This is a genomic window from Paracidovorax citrulli (assembly GCF_900100305.1).
Taxonomy (GTDB): Bacteria; Pseudomonadota; Gammaproteobacteria; order Burkholderiales; family Burkholderiaceae_C; genus Paracidovorax; species Paracidovorax citrulli.
Genome location: NZ_FNEY01000037.1, coordinates 24,350 through 43,822, shown reverse-complemented (window position 1 = coordinate 43,822; position 19,473 = coordinate 24,350). Strand labels below are relative to the sequence as shown.

The window sequence follows — 19,473 nt, the reverse complement described above, 5'->3', positions numbered from 1 at the left end:
CAGCCTGCGGGAGTGGGCCTATGCCAGACCCTACGAAAGCTCAGCCCAACGCACGGCTGCCCTGCAGCCCTTCATTGACGGCTACAACTGGTGCCGGCCACACTCCGCGCTCGGCCATCAGCCTCCCATCACACGCATTCCGGGTGTGAACAACCTCGTGAGACTCAACAGCTAGTGCCCGCGGGACGGTCTATTTCCCTCCTTACGCCCTTGGGCGGTTTTCCATCACCCTGCGGTAGAGCTCCCGCGCGGCGATGGACAGGTCGCGGTCGCGCCGGCGCACGAGGAAGATCTGCCGGGTAAGGGACGGCAGCGACAGCGGCCGAGTCACGAGGCCGGGCTGCGAGAAATGGAAGAGCGTGAGCGTGGGCACCACGCTGATGCCGATGCCCGCGCGCACCATGCCCATGACGGTGGCGAGCTGCTCGACCTCCATCAGTGTGTTCATGGCGTGGGGATGGATGGCGGCCTCGAGGTATTGCCGCACGCTGCTGGTGCGCGCGAGGTGCACGAACGGCCAGGGCGCGAGATCCTGCACCTGCAGGCCGCCGCGGGGGCGGCGTTTCGCGAGCGGATGGTCGGCGCGGCATACGAGATGGAAGCTGTCGCTGCAGAACGGTTCGGCCTGCAGGGAGGGCGTGTCGGCCCGGATGGCCGCCAGCGCGAAGTCCGCGCGGCCCGACGCCACGCGCTCGATGCAGGGCTCGGACAGCACGTCGGCGATGTCGAGTTCGATCTGCGGATGGTCGGCCCGGAAGCCGGCCAGGAGCCCGGGCAGCCAGCCGGCGGCCAGCGACGGTAGCAGCGCCAGGGACACCCGGCCGCGCCGCAGTTGCGCAGCGTCTCGCGCCCTGCCGATCGCGCTGTCGATCTCCACGCGCAGGCGCCGCGCGGAATCCAGGAACTGCAGGCCTTCCGGCGTCAGCTCCACATGGCGCGTGCTGCGGTCGAACAGGCGCAGTCCCAGGCCATCTTCCAGCGAGCGCACCAGGGCGCTGAACGCCGGCTGCGAGAGGTGGCACAGGCCCGCCGCGCGCGTGAAGCTGCGCTCCTGCGCCAGGGCCAGGAACGCGTCGATGTGGCGACTGGAAAGATGCATGGCTGGGGGCGGGCGGCGTGGTGGATGCGGCCGGTGGATTGATCGGAAAAACAGATGAATCCATCTTAACAATCTATTTCACGAAACAAGCCATGGCGCCTACATTGGACCCAGGAGACCACAACGCATGGCGAATGGAGACATCTTGCGCATCGGCTGCGCAGCCGGTTTTTCGGGCGACCGCACCGATGCCGCGCTGCCCGTGGTGCAGGCGCTGATCGGCGGTGGCGGCCCGGCCGTGCTCATCTTCGAGACGCTCGCGGAGCGCACGCTGGCGCTTGCGCAACTGGCCCGCAGGACGGACCCGCAGGCCGGCTTCGAACCGCTGCTCGACGAGCTGCTGCGTCCGGTGCTCGCGCTCTGCCTGGAGCACGGGATCCGCATCGTGAGCAATTTCGGCGCCGCGAACCCGGAAGGTGCCGCGCGCCGCATCCACCAGCTGGCCACGGAGCTTGGCCTGCGGTGTCCGCGCGTGGCCGTGGTGCATGGCGACGACCTGAGCGGTCCGGGCCACCAACCACTGCTGTCCGGTGCCCTGGGCAGCGCGCTGCCCGCCGAGCCGGTGGTGAGCGCCAATGCCTACATCGGCGCGGAGCCGATCGCCGGGGCGCTGCGGGCGGGTGCGGACGTCGTCGTGTGCGGGCGGGTGGCCGATCCCTCCCTCGTCGTCGGGCCCGCTTTGGCGCATTTCGGCTGGAGGCTGGACGACTGGGACCGCCTGGCCCGCGCCACCATGGCCGGGCATCTGCTGGAATGCGGCGCGCAGGTCACCGGCGGATATTTCGCCGATCCAGGCTACAAGGACGTGCCCGGCATGGCGCAACTGGGCTATCCCATCGCCGAGATCGATGCCGACGGCCACTGCACCCTGTCCAAGCCGGAGGGCACGGGCGGGCGCATCGACGAGCGCACGGTGAAGGAGCAACTGCTGTACGAGCTGCACGATCCGGCGGCCTACCTCACCCCCGACGTGGTGGCGGACATCACCGCCGCGACGGTGCGCGAGATCGCCCCGGGCCGCGTGCGGCTCGAGGGCGTGCGCGGGCACCAGCGGCCGGCGGCCCTGAAGGTGAACGTGTGCTTCGAGGCCGGCTGGTTCGCCGAGGGCGAGATCTCCTACGCCGGCCCACGGGCCGAGGCCCGGGCGCGGCTGGCGGGCGAGACACTGCGCGAGCGCCTGGCCGGCGTGGCGCCGCTGCGCCTGGACCTGATCGGCGTGACCAGCGTGTTCGGGGACGACGCCAGCCGCTGGCTGGACCAGGAGCCCCCGGGCAACGCCCGCGACGTGCGCCTGCGCGCAGCGCTGCAGCACCGCGACCCTGCGGCGGCCCGGCGGCTGGTGCGGGAGGTCACGGCCTTGTATTGCTGCGGCCCGGCGGGCGGCGGCGGCGTGCGCACTGCCATGCGGCCACGCCTGGGCATGGTGTCGTGCCTGGTGCCGCGCGAAGCGGTACCGACCGGGCACCGCTTCCTGGACTGAAAGGACGGACGCGATGGATTTTCCGCATTCGGCCGCCAAGGCGGTTTCCGGCGAGCGCATCGCCGTGCCGCTCTACCGGCTCGCGCACGGGCGCACGGGCGACAAGGGCAACCGCTCGAACATCAGCGTGATCGCCTGGCATCCGGCGCTCTGGGACGTGCTGGTGGAGCAGGTGACCGAAGACGCCGTGGCGCGCCGGTTCGACCGGCGCCGGCCGAGCCGCGTGCGCCGCTACCTGCTGCCGCAACTGCACGCGATGAACTTCGTGATCGACGACGTGCTCGACGGCGGCGTGAACGATTCGCTCAATCTCGACAGCCACGGCAAGGCGCTTGCGTACCTGCTGCTGGACCTGCCCGTGCAGGTGCCCGCCGTGCTCGCGCAGCACCTGGCCGGCCCGCCCTGACGGCGGAGCGCCCGCACCTTCCCACATAAATCCACAAGGAGACAACGCCACCATGAACTATTCCGCCTTCCGCCCGTCGCGCCGCCGCCTGGCCCTGGCCGCCGCCTTTGCCCTGCTCGGCCCGGCCGCATCCGTATCTGCCCAGCCGGCCGCCTATCCGTCCAAGCCGCTCACCTTCGTGGTGCCTTTCGCCGCCGGCAGCGCCACCGACCAGCTCGCGCGCGCCCTGGGGCAGGCGATCACCACCGATACGAAGCAGGCCGTGGTCGTGGACAACAAGGCCGGCGCGAGCGGCATGATCGCCGCCCAGGCGGTCGCCAAGGCGCCGGCGGACGGCTACACGGTGCTCATCACGACGAACACCACCCATGCGGCCAACGAGCACCTGTACCGCAAGCTGCCTTACGACCCGGTGAAGGATTTCGTGCCCGTCACGGGCCTCGGCAAGGGCGGGCAGGTGCTCGTCGTGAACGCCGGCGCGCCCTACCGCAGCGTGGCCGACCTGCTGGCCGCCGCGAAGAAGAACCCGGGCAAGTTGAGCTTCGGCAGCGGCAGCTCCTCCAGCCGCATGGCCGGTGAAATGCTCAAGCAGCTGGCCGGCGTGGACATCCTGCACGTGCCCTACAAGAGCAATCCGCTCGCCATCACCGACCTGCTGGGCGGGCAGATCGACATGATGATCACCGACACCTCCACAGGCGTGCCGCAGGTCAAGTCGGGCAAGCTGCGCGCGCTGGGCTATTCCACGCAGAAGCGCAGCGCGCAGCTGCCGGACGTGCCGACCCTGGAAGAGGCGGGCGTCAAGGGCTACGACATGGGCTACTGGTTCGCGGCGTACGTGCCTGCCGGAACACCGGCGCCCGTGGTGTCGCGGCTGAACGAGCTGCTGACCGCCGCCACGCAGAGCGCCGCGGCGAAGTCGTTCTACGAAACCGCCGGCTCCGAGCCCTGGACCACCACGTCGGCCGAGCTGGCCCGCTTCCAGGCGGCCGAGACGCAGAAGTGGGGCAAGGTGATCAAGGCCGCCGGCATCGATCCGGAATAGGCCCCGCGCCCCCCTGATGCGCCGGGCTGGCCGCCCGGCAGTCCCCACAGGTCGCTTCGTGCCCGGAACGCATGGCGTCGCGCATCGCCAGGGGCGGTCGCGCCCCGGAGTCCGGCGTTCCTGGCGGCGGCTTGCGCATTCCACAACGACCACACTGGAGACATCGCCATGCATTTTCCCGGAGCCATTTCCCGGCGCGCCCGTCCGCGGCGCCCATTCCCCGCGGCCGCCGCCGCGGCGCTCGCGGCCACCGCGCTGCTGACCGCATGTGGCGGCGGCGGTTCATCGACGCTGGCGGACGGTGCGCCGAAGCTGCGCTTCACCATCGCTGCCACGGAAGACTTTCCGGGCAGCTACGGCAGCGTGGGCGCGTATGAAAAGGTGTCGGGCACGGTACAGGGCGAAATCGATCCGGCGGATCCGCGCAATGCCGTGATCCAGGATCTGCAGCTCGCGCCGCGCAACAGCCGCGGCATGGTGGAATACAGCGCCGACTTCGTGCTGCTCAAGCCCAAGGACATGTCCAAGGCCGGGGGCGTGCTGCGCTACGACGCACCCAACCGCGGCAACATCCTCACGCTGCCCAATCCGGCGGCCGTGCCGGGCGACGCGGTGTATTTCGAGCGGGGCTATACCTTTCTCTATTCCGCATGGCAGGGCGACGTGCCCAAGAGTTCGCCCGCGCGGCTCACGGCCACCGTGCCCGTGGCCCGCAATGCCGACGGCAGCAGCATCACCGGCCCGTACCGCACGGAGCTGGTGCCCACCGCCGCGGTCGCGGCCATGGCGCTGCCCGGAGGCGTCTTCAATGGCACCATGATTCCCTACGAGCCCGCGGCACTGGACAACACGCAGCCGGGCTATTCGCTCACGCGCCGCCGCAACGAGACCGATCCGCGCGAAGCCATACCGGCTGCGGACTGGAAGTTCGCCGCCTGCGATACCGGGGCCAACCCGTTCCCCGGCACGCCCAGCCCCGCCAGTGTCTGCCTGCGCGGCGGGTTCGATCCGCAGTATCTGTACGAACTGGTCTATGTGGCCAAGGATCCGAAGGTCATGGGCGTGGGGCTCGCTGCGCTGCGCGATACCGTGGGCTTTTTCCGCGGCAGGGCCGCCGACGCGGACGGCCGGGCCAATCCGCTGGCGGGCCGCATCACGCACGTGATCGGACAGGGCACGTCCCAGTCGGGCAATGCGATGAAGACCTTCCTGCACCTGGGTTTCAACCAGCGGCTGGATGGGGGCATGGTGTTCGACGGCATCTACGCCCATGTGGCGGCGCGGCAGACCAACGTGAACACCCGCTTCGCCGTGCCCGGCGGCGGTGGTGGCCTGCGCACCGACCATACGGCCTTCGGGCAGACGGCGCCGCGCGGCCTGGCGGCGGATTACGTGGATGCGGTGAGCGGCCGCGAGGGCGGGGTGATGCGCCGCTGCAGCGCGACCGGCACCTGCCCGCGCTTCTTCCTGGGCCTGTCGGGCACCGAGTTCTGGCAACTGCAGGGCTCGCCCGTGCTCACCGATGCGCGGGGCCAGCGCGACATCGCCCAGCCCGCCAATGCGCGCATCTACTACTACGCGAGCACGCAGCACGGCGGGGCGGGCGGGGTGGAAAGCATCAGCTACGCGCCTTCGCGCACCGTCTATCCCGCCGGCACCGTGGTGCATTTCAACGACACCTTCCGGGCCCTGTTCCCCGCGCTGGAGGACTGGGTGGTGCGCGGCGCCGAGCCGCCGGCCAGCCAGGTGCCCCGCATCGCGGACGGCACGCTGGTGCGTCCGGCCCAGGTCGCCTATCCGGCCATGAAGGGGCTGACCTGGAGCGCGGGCGGCGTGCGGGCACCGATTCCGGAATTCCGTTACCAGGCGCGCTACAACGGCTTTACCCTGCTGGACTTCGGGCCGCAGTACGTTCCACAGGACGAGTCGGGCATCGCCACGGTGCTGCCTCCGCGGGTGGTGGGGCGTGACTACGCCATCCTGGTGCCGCAGGTGGATCCGGCGACGGGGCTGGCGCAGGCCGGCATCCAGAGCGTGGAGGCCCAGGCGCCGCTGGGCACGAGCATCGAGTTCAACGAGGTGGCCACGCCCGGCATCGTTGATCTCGCGAACCTCACGGGCAGCTTCATCCCGTTCCACAAGACACGCGCGGCGCGCCTGGCCGCCGGCGACGGGCGGCCGTCGCTGGAGGAACTGTACGGCTCGCAGGCGGGATACGTGGCCGCCGTGTCCCGTGCCGCCGACGGGCTGGTGGCGCAGCGCCTGCTGCTGCGCCGCGACGCCGACGCGATCGTGGCCAGGGCGCGGGCGGCCAACATCCTGCCCTGAACGCCACCGGGCGCCCCGGGACGCCTTTGCGCCGGGGCGGATGCTGTCGGGGAGTGCGGCGGTGTGACGCGGCGGGCTGTACGTGCCGGCCGGGGGTGCGTAGAGTGGCGGGGCAGGGCGCCCCGCCCTTGCGACGAACGAAGAGACAAAACCCCCATGCCACCCTTACCCCCAGGCCCGCCCTGGCCTGCATTCCTTTCTTTCCTGCTGCACCGTTGCACGGCCCGGCTCCGGGCCGGGCGGGTGGGGAGGGCAGGGTGCCGGGCGGCGGCCGTGGCGCTGGCGGCTCTGTCGGGCGGCGCCGGCCCTGCCGCAGCGCAGGCACCCGCCAGTGCCCCGGTGCCCGCCACGCAGGCGCAGGCGCCGGCCGCCGGCATGGCCGACCGGGTCATCGCCTGCACGGCCTGCCACGGCCGGGAAGGGCGGGCGACCCAGCAGGGCTACTTTCCGCGCATCGCCGGCAAACCCGCGGGCTACCTGTACCACCAGCTCCTGAACTTCCGCGACGGGCGCCGGAGCTATCCGCAGATGTCCTACCTGCTCGAGCACATGACGGACGACTATCTGCGCGAGATCGCCCGGCATTTCTCCGCGCTGGACCTTCCCTACGCCGCGCCGCCTCCGCCCCAGGCCCCCCCGGCGACGCTGGAGCGGGGCCGCCGGCTGGTGCGCGAGGGCGATGCCCGCCGCGGCATACCCGCCTGCGTCCAATGCCACGGCGGCGCCATGACCGGCGTGCAGCCGGCCATCCCTGCGCTCGTCGGCCTGCCGCGCGACTACCTCAACAGCCAGATCGGCGCCTGGCAGACCGGCCAGCGCCGCTCGCAGGCGCCCGATTGCATGGCCCGCGTGGCGCGGCAGCTCACGGCCGAGGATGTGAGCGCCATCTCGGCCTGGCTCGCCGCCCAGCCGGTGGCCGGCAGCGGCAAGCCCGCGGACGCACCCGCCGGCCCGTTGCCCATGCCCTGCGGCGGCGTGGACGTGTCCGCCAGGGGGAGCACGCCATGAGCGGGCCGCCATTGCGTGCACGGAGCTTCTGGCGGCGCTGGCCTGCGCTCGCAGGTATGGCCTTGCTGGCCGGCCTGGCGGCCTGCGCGGTGCTCGTGGCCATGCTCAACCGCTGGGGCGAAGCCCCGCTGCCGCAGGACGACGGCCCGCCCGGGCCCGCCACGCCGCAGGCCATCGCACGGGGCGAATACCTGGCCCGGGCCGGCAATTGCATGGCCTGCCATACCGAGCCGGGCGGCGCCCCGTTCGCGGGCGGCCGCGGCATCGAGACGCCGTTCGGCACGGTGTACAGCACCAACCTCACGCCCGACCCCGACACCGGGCTGGGACGCTGGTCGGATGCCGCCTTCTGGCGCGCCCTGCACCATGGACGCTCGCGGGACGGGCGGCTGCTCTATCCCGCATTTCCGTATCCCAGCTACACGCATGTGACGCGGGAGGATGCCGACGCGATCCACGCCTATCTGCACAGCCTGCCGCCGGTGCGCCAGGCCGCTCGCCCGCACGCGCTCGGCTTTCCCTACGGCACCCAGGCCGCGCTCGCCGTGTGGCGGGCGCTGTTCTTCCGGCCCGGTGGCCTCGCGCCCGAGCCGGACCGGCCGGCCGACTGGAACCGCGGCCGCTACCTCGTGCAGGGCCTGGGGCATTGCGCGGCCTGCCACAGCCCGCGCAATGCCCTGGGCGCCACGCGCGATGCCGGTGCCCTGCGCGGCGGGCTCATCCCCGTGCAGAACTGGTATGCGCCGGCCCTGGACACGGTGCGCGAGGCCGGCGTGGCCGACTGGCCCGTGGACGAGGTGGTCGCCCTGCTGCGCGACGGCACCGCGCCGCGCGGTACGGTGACCGGGCCCATGGCCGAGGTGGTCTTCCGCAGCACACAGTACCTGGACGACGCGGACCTGCGCGCCATTGCCACCTACCTGCGCGCGCTGCCCGCGCCGGAAGGTCCCGCGCCCGCGGCATCGCCGCCGCCGTCCCGGCCCGTGATGGAGCGGGGCGGGGCGGTCTATGCCCGCCACTGCGCGCAGTGCCACGGCGACGGCGGGCAGGGCCGACCGGGGGCATTCCCTCCACTGGCCGCCAACCGCGCGGTGCTGCTCGAATCGCCGGTGAACGTGGTGCGCACCATCCTCCAGGGCGGCTATCCTCCGGTGACGCCCGGGAATCCGCGGCCCCACGGCATGCCGCCCTTCACCCAGGTGCTGGGCGACGACGACGTGGCCGCCGTGGCCACTTTCGTGCGCAACGCCTGGGGCAACCGCGCGCCCGGGGTGGGTACCATCGACGTGTACCGAGCACGGGAGCGCCGGGGGCGCTGAGTCGGCCCCTTCCTTCCCGTCCTCCGTCCCTTGCGCCTCTTTTTCCAAGCCTGTTGAAAAAATCCATGCCGGACACCATTTCTCCACCAGCACCGCCTTCCGCCGGCGGCCCCCCCACGGCCCCGGGCTGGTGGGTGGTCTGCCTGTGCGCCGCCTGGTGTGGCGTCTGCCGTGAGTACGGCGCCGTCTTCGAGGCGCTGCGTGCCGCCCATCCGGAGGTCCGCTTCGAGTGGGTGGACGTGGAGGACGAGGAAGACCTGGCCGGTGACCTCGATGTGGAGACTTTCCCCACCGTGCTCGTGGCCGACGGCACCCATGCGCGCTTCCTCGGCCCCGTGCTGCCCCAGGCGGGCGTGCTCGCGCGCATGCTCGCCGCCCTGCGGGAGGAGGGGGATGCACCTCCGGTGGACGCCCAGGCACAGGCGGTATTCGAGCGCATCCGCCAGGCGCGCGCTGCGGCCGGAAGCTGACGCTGCGCCGCCACGTTTCTGGCACGCCTGCAATGCAAATTGCATGCCGCCGGCTTGGCAAAGCAACGCGTAACAGGCTACAATAAGGGCTTCACGGCCAAACGGGCGGGTCCCCACCGCCCGTTTTTTTTGGCCGTTCGCTTTTCTTCGAGCTCGAAGCTGTCGGGGGAGATTCCTCGGCGGTTATCGGGTTTTTTGCACTTCTGGAACAGAGCTGAACGACACGTGGCATTGCAGCAGATCGTCGAACAAACCGTCGCGGGCCTGGGTTACGACCTGGTGGAGATCGAGCGCTCCGCCGGCGGGCTGCTGCGCATCACCATCGATCTGCCCTGGCAGCCGCCCGTGGAAGGCGCCGCCTCCGATGCCGCCGCTCCGGCCGGCCCCGAGGCATTCGTGACGGTCGAGGACTGCGAGAAGGTCACGCGCCAGCTGCAGTTCGCGCTGGAGGTCGATGGCGTGGACTACAAGCGCCTCGAGGTCTCCTCGCCGGGCATCGACCGCCCGCTGCGCCATGAACAGGATTTCCAGCGCTTCGCCGGCGAGGTGATCGACATCACGCTCAAGGCGCCCATCGGCGATGCCGCCGCAGGCCAGGTCAACGCCAACCGCAAGAAATTCCGCGGCACGCTCGAGCGCGCCGAGACCGGAGGCTGGCAGATCGTCTGGAGCGACGAGCCTCCCCCGAAGCCTGGCCAGAAGGTCAGCAAGAAGCGGGTGCCCGCGCCGCTGCAGGCCCTGGGCTTCACGCTCGACGAGCTGCGCGACGCCCGGCTGGCGCCGATCGTGGATTTCAAGGGACGCGGGCCGAAAGGCGGGCCGGCCCCGGACTGAATCGGGCCGCAGCGGATTCGAAGCAAGGGCGGCCGCGCAGGGCGCGGGCCTTCAAGGGATTGAAAAATAGGAGAGTCGTCGATGAATCGCGAACTGTTGATGTTGGTTGAAGCCATTTCGCGCGAGAAGAACGTGGAGCGCGACGTGGTGTTCGGCGCCGTGGAGCTGGCACTGGCCCAGGCCACCAAGAAGCTCTACCCGGGCGAGGTGGACATCCGCGTGGCGATCGACCGCGACAGCGGCAACTACGAGACTTTCCGCCGCTGGCTCGTCGTGCCCGACGACGCCGGCCTGCAGAACCCGGACGCCGAGGAACTGCTGATGGACGCGCAGGAGCGCATCGCCGACATCGAGGTCGGCGAGTACATCGAGGAAGGCATCGAGTCCCTGCCCATCGGCCGCATCGGCGCCATGGCCGCCAAGCAGGTCATCCTGCAGAAGATCCGCGACGCCGAGCGCGAGATGCTGCTCAACGACTTCATGTCGCGCGGCGAGAAGATCTTCACCGGCACGGTCAAGCGCATGGACAAGGGCGACATCATCGTCGAGTCCGGCCGCGTCGAAGGCCGCCTGCGCCGCAGCGAGATGATCCCCAAGGAAAACCTGCGCAACGGCGACCGCGTGCGGGCGATGATCATGGAGGTGGACCTCACGCTGCGCGGCGCGCCCATCATCCTCTCGCGCTCCGCGCCCGAGTTCATGATCGAGCTCTTCCGCAACGAGGTGCCCGAGATCGAACAGGGCCTGCTGGAGATCAAGAGCTGCGCCCGCGACCCCGGCAGCCGCGCCAAGATCGCCGTGCTGTCGCACGACAAGCGCGTGGACCCCATCGGCACCTGCGTCGGCGTGCGCGGCACGCGCGTCAACGCCGTGACCAACGAGCTGGCCGGCGAGCGCGTGGACATCGTGCTGTGGTCCGAGGACCCGGCGCAGTTCGTGATCGGCGCGCTGGCGCCGGCCAACGTGTCCTCCATCGTGGTCGATGAGGAAAAGCACGCCATGGACGTGGTGGTGGACGAGGAGAACCTCGCGATCGCCATCGGCCGCGGCGGCCAGAACGTGCGCCTCGCTTCCGACCTGACGGGCTGGAAGATCAACATCATGGATGCGGCCGAGTCCGCCCAGAAGCAGGCCAACGAGACCGATGCGTCCCGCCGCCTGTTCATGGAGAAGCTCGACGTGGACGAGGAAATCGCCAACATCCTCATCGAGGAAGGCTTCTCCAGCCTCGAGGAAGTGGCCTACGTGCCGCTGCAGGAGATGCTCGAGATCGAGAGCTTCGACGAGGACACGGTGAACGAACTGCGCGCCCGCGCCAAGGATGCCCTCCTGACCATGGAGATCGCCCGCGAGGAAAGCGTGGAAGGCGTCTCGCAGAACCTGCGGGACCTGGACGGGATGACGTCCGAGCTCATCGGCAAGCTGGCCGAGGGCGGTGTCCATACCCGTGATGATCTGGCCGACCTGGCCATCGACGAACTGACCGCCCTGACCGGCCAGTCTGAGGAAGAAGCCAAGGCCTTGATCATGAAGGCGCGCGAACACTGGTTCGCGGGGCAAGAGTAAGGGTCAGGGGAGGTACGAACCGAATATGTCCAGTAACACTGTCGCCGAGTTCGCCAGCGAACTCAAGAAATCGCCGGAAACCCTGCTCGACCAGCTCAAGTCCGCTGGCGTGTCCAAGGCCGCCCCGTCCGATGCCCTGACCGAATCGGACAAGCAGAAGCTGCTCGCTTTCCTGCAGGCCAGCCACGGCACCGCCACGGGCGACCGCAGGAAGATCACGCTGACCAAGAAGTCCACCAGCGAGATCAAGCAGGCCGATGCCACGGGCAAGGCGCGCACCATCCAGGTGGAAGTGCGCAAGAAGCGCACCTTCATCAAGCGTGATGACGTGGTCGAGGGCGAGGGCCAGGGCGCGGCGCCCGAAGTGTCCGCGCCTTCCGCGGAGGACCAGGATCTGGCCCGCCGCGAGGAGGAGGCACGCCACCAGGCCGAGCTGATCCGGCACCAGGAGGAAGAGCTGAGCGCAGCCCGCCGCGAGCGCGAGGAGCGTGAGCGCCGCGAGCGCGAAGCCGAAGAGCGCGCAGCCGCCTATGCCGCCCAGCAGGCCGAGAAGAAGGCCCAGGAATCCGCCGTGCGCGAGGAGGCATCCCGCGAGGCCGCCGCCGAGGCCGCCGCGCGCGCCGCTGCGCAGGCCGAGGCCCGCGCCAAGGCGGAAGCCGAGTCCAAGGCCCGTGCGGCCGAGGAGTCCGCGCGCGCCGCGGACCTGGACGAGCGCCGCCGCAAGGCCCTCGCCGAGGCGGAAGCCATCCGCGCCATGATGGCCGCGCCCAAGAAGGTGCTGGTCGCCAAGAAGCCCGAGGAGCCCAAGCCTGCGGCGAAGCCCGCGACCGCGGCCGATGCCAAGAAGGGCACGCTGCACAAGCCCGCGGCCACGCCGGGCGCGCGTCCCGCGGCCGGTGCGCCGGCCGGCGGCGGCAAGGAAGTGAAGTCGGCCAAGCTCTCGTCGAGCTGGGCGGGCGATCCTGCCAAAAAGAAGGAAATCAAGACCCGCGGTGACGCCAGCGGCGGCGTGGGCCGCAACAACTGGCGCAGCGGACCGCGCGGCCGCCGCAACGACCGCGACGAGCAGTCGCACCAGCAGGCGGCACCGGTAGAGGCCCGCGTCATCGAAGTGCACGTGCCCGAGACCATCACGGTGGCCGAACTGGCGCACAAGATGTCGATCAAGGCGTCCGAGGTCATCAAGTCGCTGATGAAGATGGGCCAGATGGTCACCATCAACCAGCCGCTGGACCAGGACACGGCCATGATCGTGGTCGAGGAAATGGGCCACAAGGCCGTCGTGGCCGCGCTGGACGATCCGGAAGCATTCACCGACGAGGATGTGTCCGGCCAGCAGGCCGAGGCACTGCCGCGCGCTCCCGTGGTCACCGTCATGGGCCACGTGGACCACGGCAAGACCTCGCTGCTGGACTACATCCGCCGCGCCAAGGTGGCGGCGGGCGAGGCCGGCGGCATCACGCAGCACATCGGCGCCTACCACGTCGAGACGCCGCGCGGCATCGTCACCTTCCTGGACACCCCCGGCCACGAGGCCTTCACGGCCATGCGTGCCCGCGGTGCGCAGGCGACCGACATCGTCATCCTGGTGGTGGCGGCCGACGACGGCGTGATGCCGCAGACCAAGGAAGCCATCAAGCACGCGAAGGCGGCCGGCGTTCCCATCGTCGTGGCCATCACGAAGGCCGACAAGCCCGATGCCAACCCCGACCGCGTCAAGCAGGAACTGGTGGCCCAGGAAGTCGTGCCCGAAGAGTACGGCGGCGAGTCGCCCTTCGTGCCCGTGTCGTCCAAGACCGGCATGGGCATCGACGACCTGCTCGAACAGGTGCTGCTGCAGGCCGAAGTGCTGGAACTCAAGGCGCCCGTCGAAGCCATGGCCAAGGGCCTGGTCATCGAAGCGCAGCTGGACAAGGGCCGCGGCCCCGTGGCCACGGTGCTGGTCCAGTCCGGCACGCTGAAGGTGGGCGACGTGGTGCTGGCGGGCCAGACCTCCGGCCGCGTGCGCGCCATGCTGGACGAGAACGGCAAGGCGACCAAGTCCGCAGGTCCTTCCATCCCGGTGGAGATCCAGGGCCTGTCCGACGTGCCGCAGGCCGGCGACGAGTTCATGGTGCTCTCCGACGAGCGCCGTGCCCGCGAGATCGCGACCTACCGCGCCGGCAAGTTCCGCAACACCAAGCTGGCCAAGCAGCAGGCTGCGAAGCTGGAGAACGTGTTCGCCGACATGACGGCGGGCGAGGTGAAGAACCTGCCCATCATCATCAAGGCCGACGTGCAGGGTTCGCAGGAAGCGCTGGCCGCCTCGCTGCTCAAGCTCTCGACCGACGAGATCCGAGTGCAGCTCGTGTATGCGGGCGTGGGCGGCATCAGCGAAAGCGACGTCAACCTGGCCATCGCCTCCAAGGCGATCGTGATCGGCTTCAACGTGCGCGCCGATGCCGGCGCGCGCAAGACGGCCGAGGCCAACGACGTGGACCTGCACTACTACAACATCATCTACGACGCGGTGGACGAGCTGAAGGCGGCCATGTCCGGCATGCTGGCGCCCGAGCAGCGCGAAGAGGAGATCGGTACCGCCGAGATCCGAACGGTGTTCGTGGCCTCGAAGATCGGCACGGTGGCCGGTTCCTACGTCACGTCGGGCCAGGTCACGCGCAACTGCCGCTTCCGCCTGCTGCGCGACAACGTGGTCATCTACACTGGCGAAGTCGAGTCGGTGCGCCGCCTCAAGGACGACGTCAAGGAAGTCAAGGAAGGCTTCGAGTGCGGTATCAAGCTCAAGAACTACAGCGACATCAAGGAAGGTGATCAGCTGGAGTTCTTCGAGATCAAGGAAATCGCAAGGACCTTGTGATGCACCCCCTGAGTCGCTTCGCGCCTTTCCCCTCGAGGGTGCGCGACGCGATAGGGGCAACGATATGGCTGCTAAAAAATCCTCCACGCCCAACCGCGGCTTCAAGGTCGCGGACCAGATCCAGCGCGATCTGACCGAGCTGATCCGCGAGTTGAAGGACCCGCGCATCGGCATGGTCACGCTGCAGGCCGTGGAAGTGACGCCCGACTACGCGCATGCGAAGGTGTTCTTCAGCGTGCTCGTGGGCGACGCCGACGCGACGCAGGATGCGCTGAACCAGGCCGCGGGCTTCCTGCGCAACGGCCTGTTCAAGCGCCTGCACATCCACACCGTGCCGACGCTGCACTTCATGTTCGACCGCACCACCGAACGTGCTTCGGACATGAATGCACTGATCGCGCGCGCCGTGGCTTCCCGTTCCAAAGACGACGACGAAGCATGACCGCACGCGCTCCCCGCATCCGGGTGCAGCGGCGCCCGGTGCACGGAGTGCTTCTGCTCGACAAGCCCCTTGGCCTTTCCAGCAACGATGCGTTGCAGAAGGCCAAGTGGCTGCTGCGCGCCGAAAAGGCCGGCCACACCGGCACGCTCGATCCTCTGGCCTCTGGCGTGCTGCCGCTGTGCTTCGGCGCGGCCACCAAGTTCAGCCAGCTGCAGCTCGATGCGCCCAAGACCTACGAGGCCGTCGCCCGGCTCGGCGTGACCACGACCACGGGCGACGCGGAAGGCGACGTGGTGGAGCGCCGGGAGGTGGATGCCTCGCAGCTCGCCGCCGCGCGCCTGGCCGAGGTGCAGCGGCAGTTCACCGGCCCCATCCGGCAGTTGCCGCCGATGCACAGCGCCCTCAAGAAGGATGGCAAGGCGCTGTACGAATACGCCCGCGCGGGCATCGCCGTCGAGCGCGAGGCGCGCGACGTGGTGATCCATGCGCTGGAACTGTCGCTGGCAGCGGACCAGGGCGGCGAGCCTGCCGTGCGCATGGTCGTGACCTGCAGCAAGGGCACCTACATCCGCACGCTGGGCGAGGACGTGGGCGCCGCACTGGGTTGCGGCGCGCACCTCGTCTTCCTGCGCCGTATCGACACCGGCGGGCTGGGCGTGGAGCGCTGCATCACGCTCGCCGCGCTCGAAGCGCTGGACGAGGCCGGGCGCATGGCCTGCGTGCAGCCGGTGGAAACGCTACTCGCGGGGCATGCATCTGTCACGCTGGACCATGACAATACGGCGCGATTCCTCTCCGGCATGCGCCGCCGCGGCCCCTGGCCCGACGCGCCCGCCGTGGCGGTGTTCGGCCAGCATCCCCGCGCCCTGCTGGGCGTCGGCCGGGTGGCGGCCGGCGAACTCATCCCCGAGCGCCTCCTGAGCCCCCAGGAGATCGCACAGATTCTGGAAAGCACGCCGCGGGCAGAGCGCGGCACATTGGAACCCACTCTATGAGCAAACAAATCCGCAACATCGCCATCATCGCGCACGTTGACCATGGCAAGACCACCATGGTGGACCAGCTGCTGCGCCAGTCCGGCACCTTCGCCGACCACGAGAAGGTCGTCGATACCGTGATGGACAACAACGCGATCGAAAAAGAGCGCGGCATCACCATCCTGGCCAAGAACTGCGCCGTGAGCTGGGAAGGCACGCACATCAACATCGTGGACACCCCGGGCCACGCGGACTTCGGCGGCGAAGTGGAGCGTGCACTCTCGATGGTGGACAGCGTGGTGCTGCTGATCGACGCGCAGGAAGGCCCCATGCCCCAGACGCGCTTCGTGACCAAGAAGGCCCTGGCCCTCGGCCTGCGGCCCATCCTGGTGGTGAACAAGGTGGACAAGCCGGGCGCCAACCCCGACAAGGTCGTGAACGCCGCGTTCGACCTGTTCGACAAGCTGGGCGCCACCGACGAGCAGCTCGACTTCCCCGTGGTGTACGCCTCGGGCATCAACGGCTGGTCGTCGCTGGAAGAGGGCGCGCCGGGCGAGCAGTGGGGCCCCGACATGTCGGCCCTGTTCAACACCATCCTGAAGCACGTGCCCCCGAACTCGGGTGACCCGGCTGCCCCGCTGCAGCTGCAGATCTCGGCGCTGGACTTCTCCACCTTCGTGGGCCGCATCGGCGTGGGCCGCATCAGCCAGGGCACGCTCAAGCCCGGCCAGGACGTGCTGGTCATGGAAGGCCCCAACGGCAAGAGCGTGAAGGGCCGTGTGAACCAGGTGCTGACCTTCCAGGGCCTGGACCGCATGCAGACCCCGCTCGCCGGCCCCGGCGACATCGTGCTGATCAACGGCATCGAGGACATCGGCATCGGCGTGACCGTGACCGACCCGGCCAATCCCGCGCCGCTGCCCATGCTGAAGGTGGACGAGCCCACGCTGACCATGAACTTCTGCGTGAACACCTCGCCGCTGGCAGGCCGAGAAGGCAAGTTCGTGACGAGCCGCCAGCTCTGGGACCGCTTGCAGAAGGAACTGCAGCACAACGTGGCCCTGCGCGTGAAGGAAACCGACGAGGAAGGCATCTTCGAAGTGATGGGCCGGGGCGAACTGCACCTGACCATCCTGCTGGAGAACATGCGCCGCGAAGGCTACGAGCTGGCCGTCTCCAAGCCGCGCGTGGTGTTCAAGGACATCGACGGCGTGAAGCACGAGCCGATCGAGCTGGTGACGGCCGACATCGAGGAAGGCCACCAGGGCGGCGTGATGCAGGCGCTGGGCGAGCGCAAGGGCGAGCTGGTCAACATGGAATCGGACGGCCGCGGCCGCGTGCGCCTGGAATACCGCATTCCGGCGCGGGGCCTGATCGGCTTCACCAACGAGTTCCTGAACCTGACCCGCGGCTCGGGCCTGATCTCCAACATCTTCGACAGCTACGAGCCGCACAAGGGCGACATCGGCGGCCGCAAGAACGGCGTGCTGATCTCCATGGACGACGGTGAAATCTTCACCTACGCCCTGGGCAAGCTCGACGACCGCGGCCGCATGTTCGTGAAGGCGAACGATCCGGTGTACGAAGGCATGATCGTCGGCATCCACAGCCGCGACAACGACCTCGTCGTGAACGCCACGCGCACGAAGCAGCTGACCAACTTCCGCGTCTCCGGCAAGGAAGATGCGATCAAGATCACGCCCCCGATCGACCTCACGCTGGAATACGGCGTGGAGTTCATCGAGGACGACGAACTGGTCGAGATCACGCCCAAGAGCATCCGCCTGCGCAAGCGCCACCTGACGGAAAACGAGCGCAAGCGCGCTGCCCGCGGCATGTGATCGGGGCCCCGGCCGGGGCCTTGCTTCACGCATGGAACGACGCGCCCTGCAGGGCGCGTTTTTCATTTCCGGAGCCGTTGGGAGCGCAGTGTTGCCGCTGCAGCGAAGTGGCAGGGCGGTGAAATAAAACCTGCGGCGAGCGGGCCTCAGGTGCCTGCGGGCGGCGATGCCGCGCCCGCAGCGGCCGGATCGGCGCTGCCTGCGCGGCGCACGTCCACGCGAGCGATGCGCCGGCCCTGCACGGCCACCACCTCGAAGCGCAGGCCGTGCAGCACCGTGGCGCGGCCGGGCGCGGGCAGCTCCCCGAAAGTCTCCAGCAGCAGCCCGGCCAGCGTGCTGGCATCGTGCGCGCTGTGCGCGAGCCGCTCCACCCGCACCGTGCGCGCGAGCGTGTGCAGATCCACCAGTCCGTCCGCCAGCCAGTGGTCCGGCCCTGCTGGCTGCACCAGCAGGTCTTCCCCTGCGGCGGGGAACTCGCCCGCGATGGCCTCCAGCACGTCCATCGGCGTGACGAGACCCAGGATCGTGCCGTATTCATCGCTCACCAGCGCCAGGTGGTTGCGCGAGCGGCGCAGGTTCTCCATGAGGCGCAAGATGCTCACTGTTTCCGGCACGATCAGCGGCGGCTGCAGGCTCCGCTGGCGGTCGATGGTGCCGCGTTCGACGAGGTCGGCCATGAGGTCCTTGGCGCGGCCGACGCCGAGCACCGCGTCCAGCCCGCCCCGGTCGCAGACCGGGAACAGCCCGTGCGGCTGCGCCTGCAGCTGGCGGTAGAGCGACGGCTTGTCCTGGCTGATGTCGATCCAGTCCACATCGGCGCGAGGCGTCATGATGGAGAGCACGGAGCGTTCGGCCAGCGAGAGCACGCCCCGCACCATGCTGCGCTCTTCCTGGCGGAAGGCGCCCTTGAGCGCCGCGTCCGCGCTGGCGGCGGCGGAATTGCCGCCGGATGCACCCGCATCCTGCCCCCCCAGCAGGCGCAGCACCGTGCGCGCCGTGCGCTCGCGCAGCGGCAGCCGCGCGGCATGGCGCGCGATATTGCGCAGCCGCCACTGGTTGAAGAACTCGATGAGGATGGAGAAACCGATCGCCGCGTACAGGTAGCCCTTGGGCAGGTGAAAGCCCATGCCCTCGGACACCAGGCTGAGCCCGATCATGAGCAGGAAGCTCAGGCACAGCACCACCACCGTGGGATGGCGGTTGACGAAGGCGGTGAGCGCGCGCGACGCCACCATCATGACGCCCATCGCGATCACGACGGCGGCCATCATCACCGGCAGGTGCTGCACCATGCCCACGGCGGTGATGATCGAGTCGAGCGAGAAGACCGCATCCAGCGCCACGATCTGCACCAGCACGACCCCGAAAGCCGCATGTTCGCGGCGCTCCGGCCCGGTCGCGTCCACGCCTTCCAGGCGCTCGTGCAACTCGGTCGTGGCCTTCCACAGCAGGAAGACGCCGCCGGCCAGCAGGACGATGTCCCGCCACGACAGCGACAGCCAGCCCCATTCCAGGACCGGCGTGGTGAGGCGCACCAGGTGCGCGACGGCGGCCAGCAGGCACAGCCGCAGCACGAGCGCGAGGGACAGGCCGATCAGCCGGGCGCGGTCGCGCTGCTCCGGCGGCAGCTTGTCGGCCAGGATGGCGATGAAGACGAGGTTGTCGATGCCGAGGACGATCTCCAGCACCACCAGCGTCGCCAGGCCCGCCCAGGCTGAAGGATCGCTCAGCCATTCCATGGCGGGGCTCCCTGCGGGCCGGTGCGCGGCGGCGCCTGCATCGCCGCGAAGCAGCCCTCAGC

At 69.7% G+C, this 19,473-nt stretch carries 16 protein-coding genes; 14 read left to right on the top strand and 2 right to left on the bottom strand.

Annotation, left to right across the window (positions count from 1 at the left end):
• On the top strand, positions 1-175 hold a 175-nt coding region (locus tag BLR99_RS19570), incomplete at its 5' end, for an integrase core domain-containing protein (protein WP_139160184.1).
• A 27-nt stretch (positions 176-202) separates the two neighbouring features.
• On the opposite strand, the gene BLR99_RS19565 is transcribed toward BLR99_RS19570, so the two are convergent.
• Positions 203-1,099 (bottom strand): LysR family transcriptional regulator, encoded by an 897-nt coding sequence (locus BLR99_RS19565; RefSeq protein WP_011796452.1) that lies wholly within the window; start codon positions 1,097-1,099, stop codon positions 203-205.
• Positions 1,100-1,226: 127 nt separating this feature from the next.
• On the opposite strand from BLR99_RS19565, the gene BLR99_RS19560 reads away from it, so the two are divergent.
• The 13 genes from BLR99_RS19560 to typA all read left to right on the top strand — a co-directional run bounded on the left by BLR99_RS19560 (position 1,227) and on the right by typA (position 17,672).
• Entirely contained in the window at positions 1,227-2,579 is a 1,353-nt protein-coding gene (locus BLR99_RS19560) for an acyclic terpene utilization AtuA family protein (RefSeq protein ID WP_011796451.1), read from the top strand.
• A gap of 13 nt (positions 2,580-2,592) precedes the next feature.
• Entirely contained in the window at positions 2,593-2,985 is a 393-nt protein-coding gene (locus tag BLR99_RS19555) for an AtuA-related protein (protein WP_011796450.1), read from the top strand.
• 52 nt (positions 2,986-3,037) lie between these two features.
• Entirely contained in the window at positions 3,038-4,030 is a 993-nt protein-coding gene (locus BLR99_RS19550) for a Bug family tripartite tricarboxylate transporter substrate binding protein (protein WP_011796449.1), read from the top strand.
• A 168-nt stretch (positions 4,031-4,198) separates the two neighbouring features.
• Positions 4,199-6,358, top strand: coding sequence for an alpha/beta hydrolase domain-containing protein (locus tag BLR99_RS19545; RefSeq protein ID WP_046060071.1), 2,160 nt, complete (start codon positions 4,199-4,201; stop codon positions 6,356-6,358).
• 375 nt (positions 6,359-6,733) lie between these two features.
• Positions 6,734-7,366 carry a c-type cytochrome gene (locus BLR99_RS19540; protein WP_041828083.1) on the top strand — a complete coding sequence of 211 codons (633 nt, stop codon included), beginning with the start codon at positions 6,734-6,736 and terminating at the stop codon, positions 7,364-7,366.
• Positions 7,363-8,685 (top strand): cytochrome c, encoded by a 1,323-nt coding sequence (locus BLR99_RS19535; protein ID WP_011796446.1) that lies wholly within the window; start codon positions 7,363-7,365, stop codon positions 8,683-8,685. The genes BLR99_RS19540 and BLR99_RS19535 overlap by 4 nt, the downstream gene beginning before the upstream one ends.
• A gap of 65 nt (positions 8,686-8,750) precedes the next feature.
• A complete protein-coding gene (locus tag BLR99_RS19530) occupies positions 8,751-9,155 on the top strand; it encodes a thioredoxin family protein (protein ID WP_011796445.1) in 405 nt (134 codons plus the stop codon).
• A 225-nt stretch (positions 9,156-9,380) separates the two neighbouring features.
• Positions 9,381-9,989 (top strand): ribosome maturation factor RimP, encoded by a 609-nt coding sequence (gene rimP / locus BLR99_RS19525; protein ID WP_011796444.1) that lies wholly within the window; start codon positions 9,381-9,383, stop codon positions 9,987-9,989.
• 81 nt (positions 9,990-10,070) lie between these two features.
• Positions 10,071-11,555, top strand: a complete 1,485-nt coding sequence (nusA, locus tag BLR99_RS19520; RefSeq protein ID WP_011796443.1) for a transcription termination factor NusA — start codon at positions 10,071-10,073, stop codon at positions 11,553-11,555.
• A gap of 25 nt (positions 11,556-11,580) precedes the next feature.
• Positions 11,581-14,412, top strand: a complete 2,832-nt coding sequence (infB, locus tag BLR99_RS19515; RefSeq protein WP_011796442.1) for a translation initiation factor IF-2 — start codon at positions 11,581-11,583, stop codon at positions 14,410-14,412.
• A 64-nt stretch (positions 14,413-14,476) separates the two neighbouring features.
• Entirely contained in the window at positions 14,477-14,854 is a 378-nt protein-coding gene (gene rbfA, locus BLR99_RS19510; RefSeq protein ID WP_011796441.1) for a 30S ribosome-binding factor RbfA, read from the top strand.
• The gene (gene truB, locus BLR99_RS19505) at positions 14,851-15,849 is read left to right on the top strand and encodes a tRNA pseudouridine(55) synthase TruB (RefSeq protein WP_011796440.1); all 999 of its coding nucleotides are present in this window, start codon (positions 14,851-14,853) and stop codon (positions 15,847-15,849) included. Before rbfA ends, truB begins: the two co-directional genes overlap by 4 nt.
• Entirely contained in the window at positions 15,846-17,672 is a 1,827-nt protein-coding gene (gene typA / locus BLR99_RS19500) for a translational GTPase TypA (protein ID WP_011796439.1), read from the top strand. Before truB ends, typA begins: the two co-directional genes overlap by 4 nt.
• A gap of 146 nt (positions 17,673-17,818) precedes the next feature.
• Here the strand turns inward: typA and BLR99_RS19495 are convergent, their stop codons facing one another.
• Positions 17,819-19,411 (bottom strand): TerC family protein, encoded by a 1,593-nt coding sequence (locus BLR99_RS19495; protein WP_011796438.1) that lies wholly within the window; start codon positions 19,409-19,411, stop codon positions 17,819-17,821.
• Positions 19,412-19,473: the final 62 nt, after the last annotated feature.

Bases quoted from the DNA above. Each gene is read 5' to 3' on its own strand.
- BLR99_RS19550 (WP_011796449.1), top strand. From the start codon at position 3,038: ATGAACTATTCCGCCTTCCGCCCGTCGCGCCGCCGCCTGGCCCTGGCC.
- BLR99_RS19545 (WP_046060071.1), top strand. From the start codon at position 4,199: ATGCATTTTCCCGGAGCCATTTCCCGGCGCGCCCGTCCGCGGCGCCCA.
- BLR99_RS19560 (WP_011796451.1), top strand. From the start codon at position 1,227: ATGGCGAATGGAGACATCTTGCGCATCGGCTGCGCAGCCGGTTTTTCG.
- BLR99_RS19565 (WP_011796452.1), bottom strand. From the start codon at position 1,099: ATGCATCTTTCCAGTCGCCACATCGACGCGTTCCTGGCCCTGGCGCAG.
- rbfA (WP_011796441.1), top strand. From the start codon at position 14,477: ATGGCTGCTAAAAAATCCTCCACGCCCAACCGCGGCTTCAAGGTCGCG.
- nusA (WP_011796443.1), top strand. From the start codon at position 10,071: ATGAATCGCGAACTGTTGATGTTGGTTGAAGCCATTTCGCGCGAGAAG.
- BLR99_RS19495 (WP_011796438.1), bottom strand. From the start codon at position 19,411: ATGGAATGGCTGAGCGATCCTTCAGCCTGGGCGGGCCTGGCGACGCTG.
- truB (WP_011796440.1), top strand. From the start codon at position 14,851: ATGACCGCACGCGCTCCCCGCATCCGGGTGCAGCGGCGCCCGGTGCAC.
- typA (WP_011796439.1), top strand. From the start codon at position 15,846: ATGAGCAAACAAATCCGCAACATCGCCATCATCGCGCACGTTGACCAT.
- BLR99_RS19540 (WP_041828083.1), top strand. From the start codon at position 6,734: ATGGCCGACCGGGTCATCGCCTGCACGGCCTGCCACGGCCGGGAAGGG.
- BLR99_RS19555 (WP_011796450.1), top strand. From the start codon at position 2,593: ATGGATTTTCCGCATTCGGCCGCCAAGGCGGTTTCCGGCGAGCGCATC.
- infB (WP_011796442.1), top strand. From the start codon at position 11,581: ATGTCCAGTAACACTGTCGCCGAGTTCGCCAGCGAACTCAAGAAATCG.
- BLR99_RS19535 (WP_011796446.1), top strand. From the start codon at position 7,363: ATGAGCGGGCCGCCATTGCGTGCACGGAGCTTCTGGCGGCGCTGGCCT.
- BLR99_RS19530 (WP_011796445.1), top strand. From the start codon at position 8,751: ATGCCGGACACCATTTCTCCACCAGCACCGCCTTCCGCCGGCGGCCCC.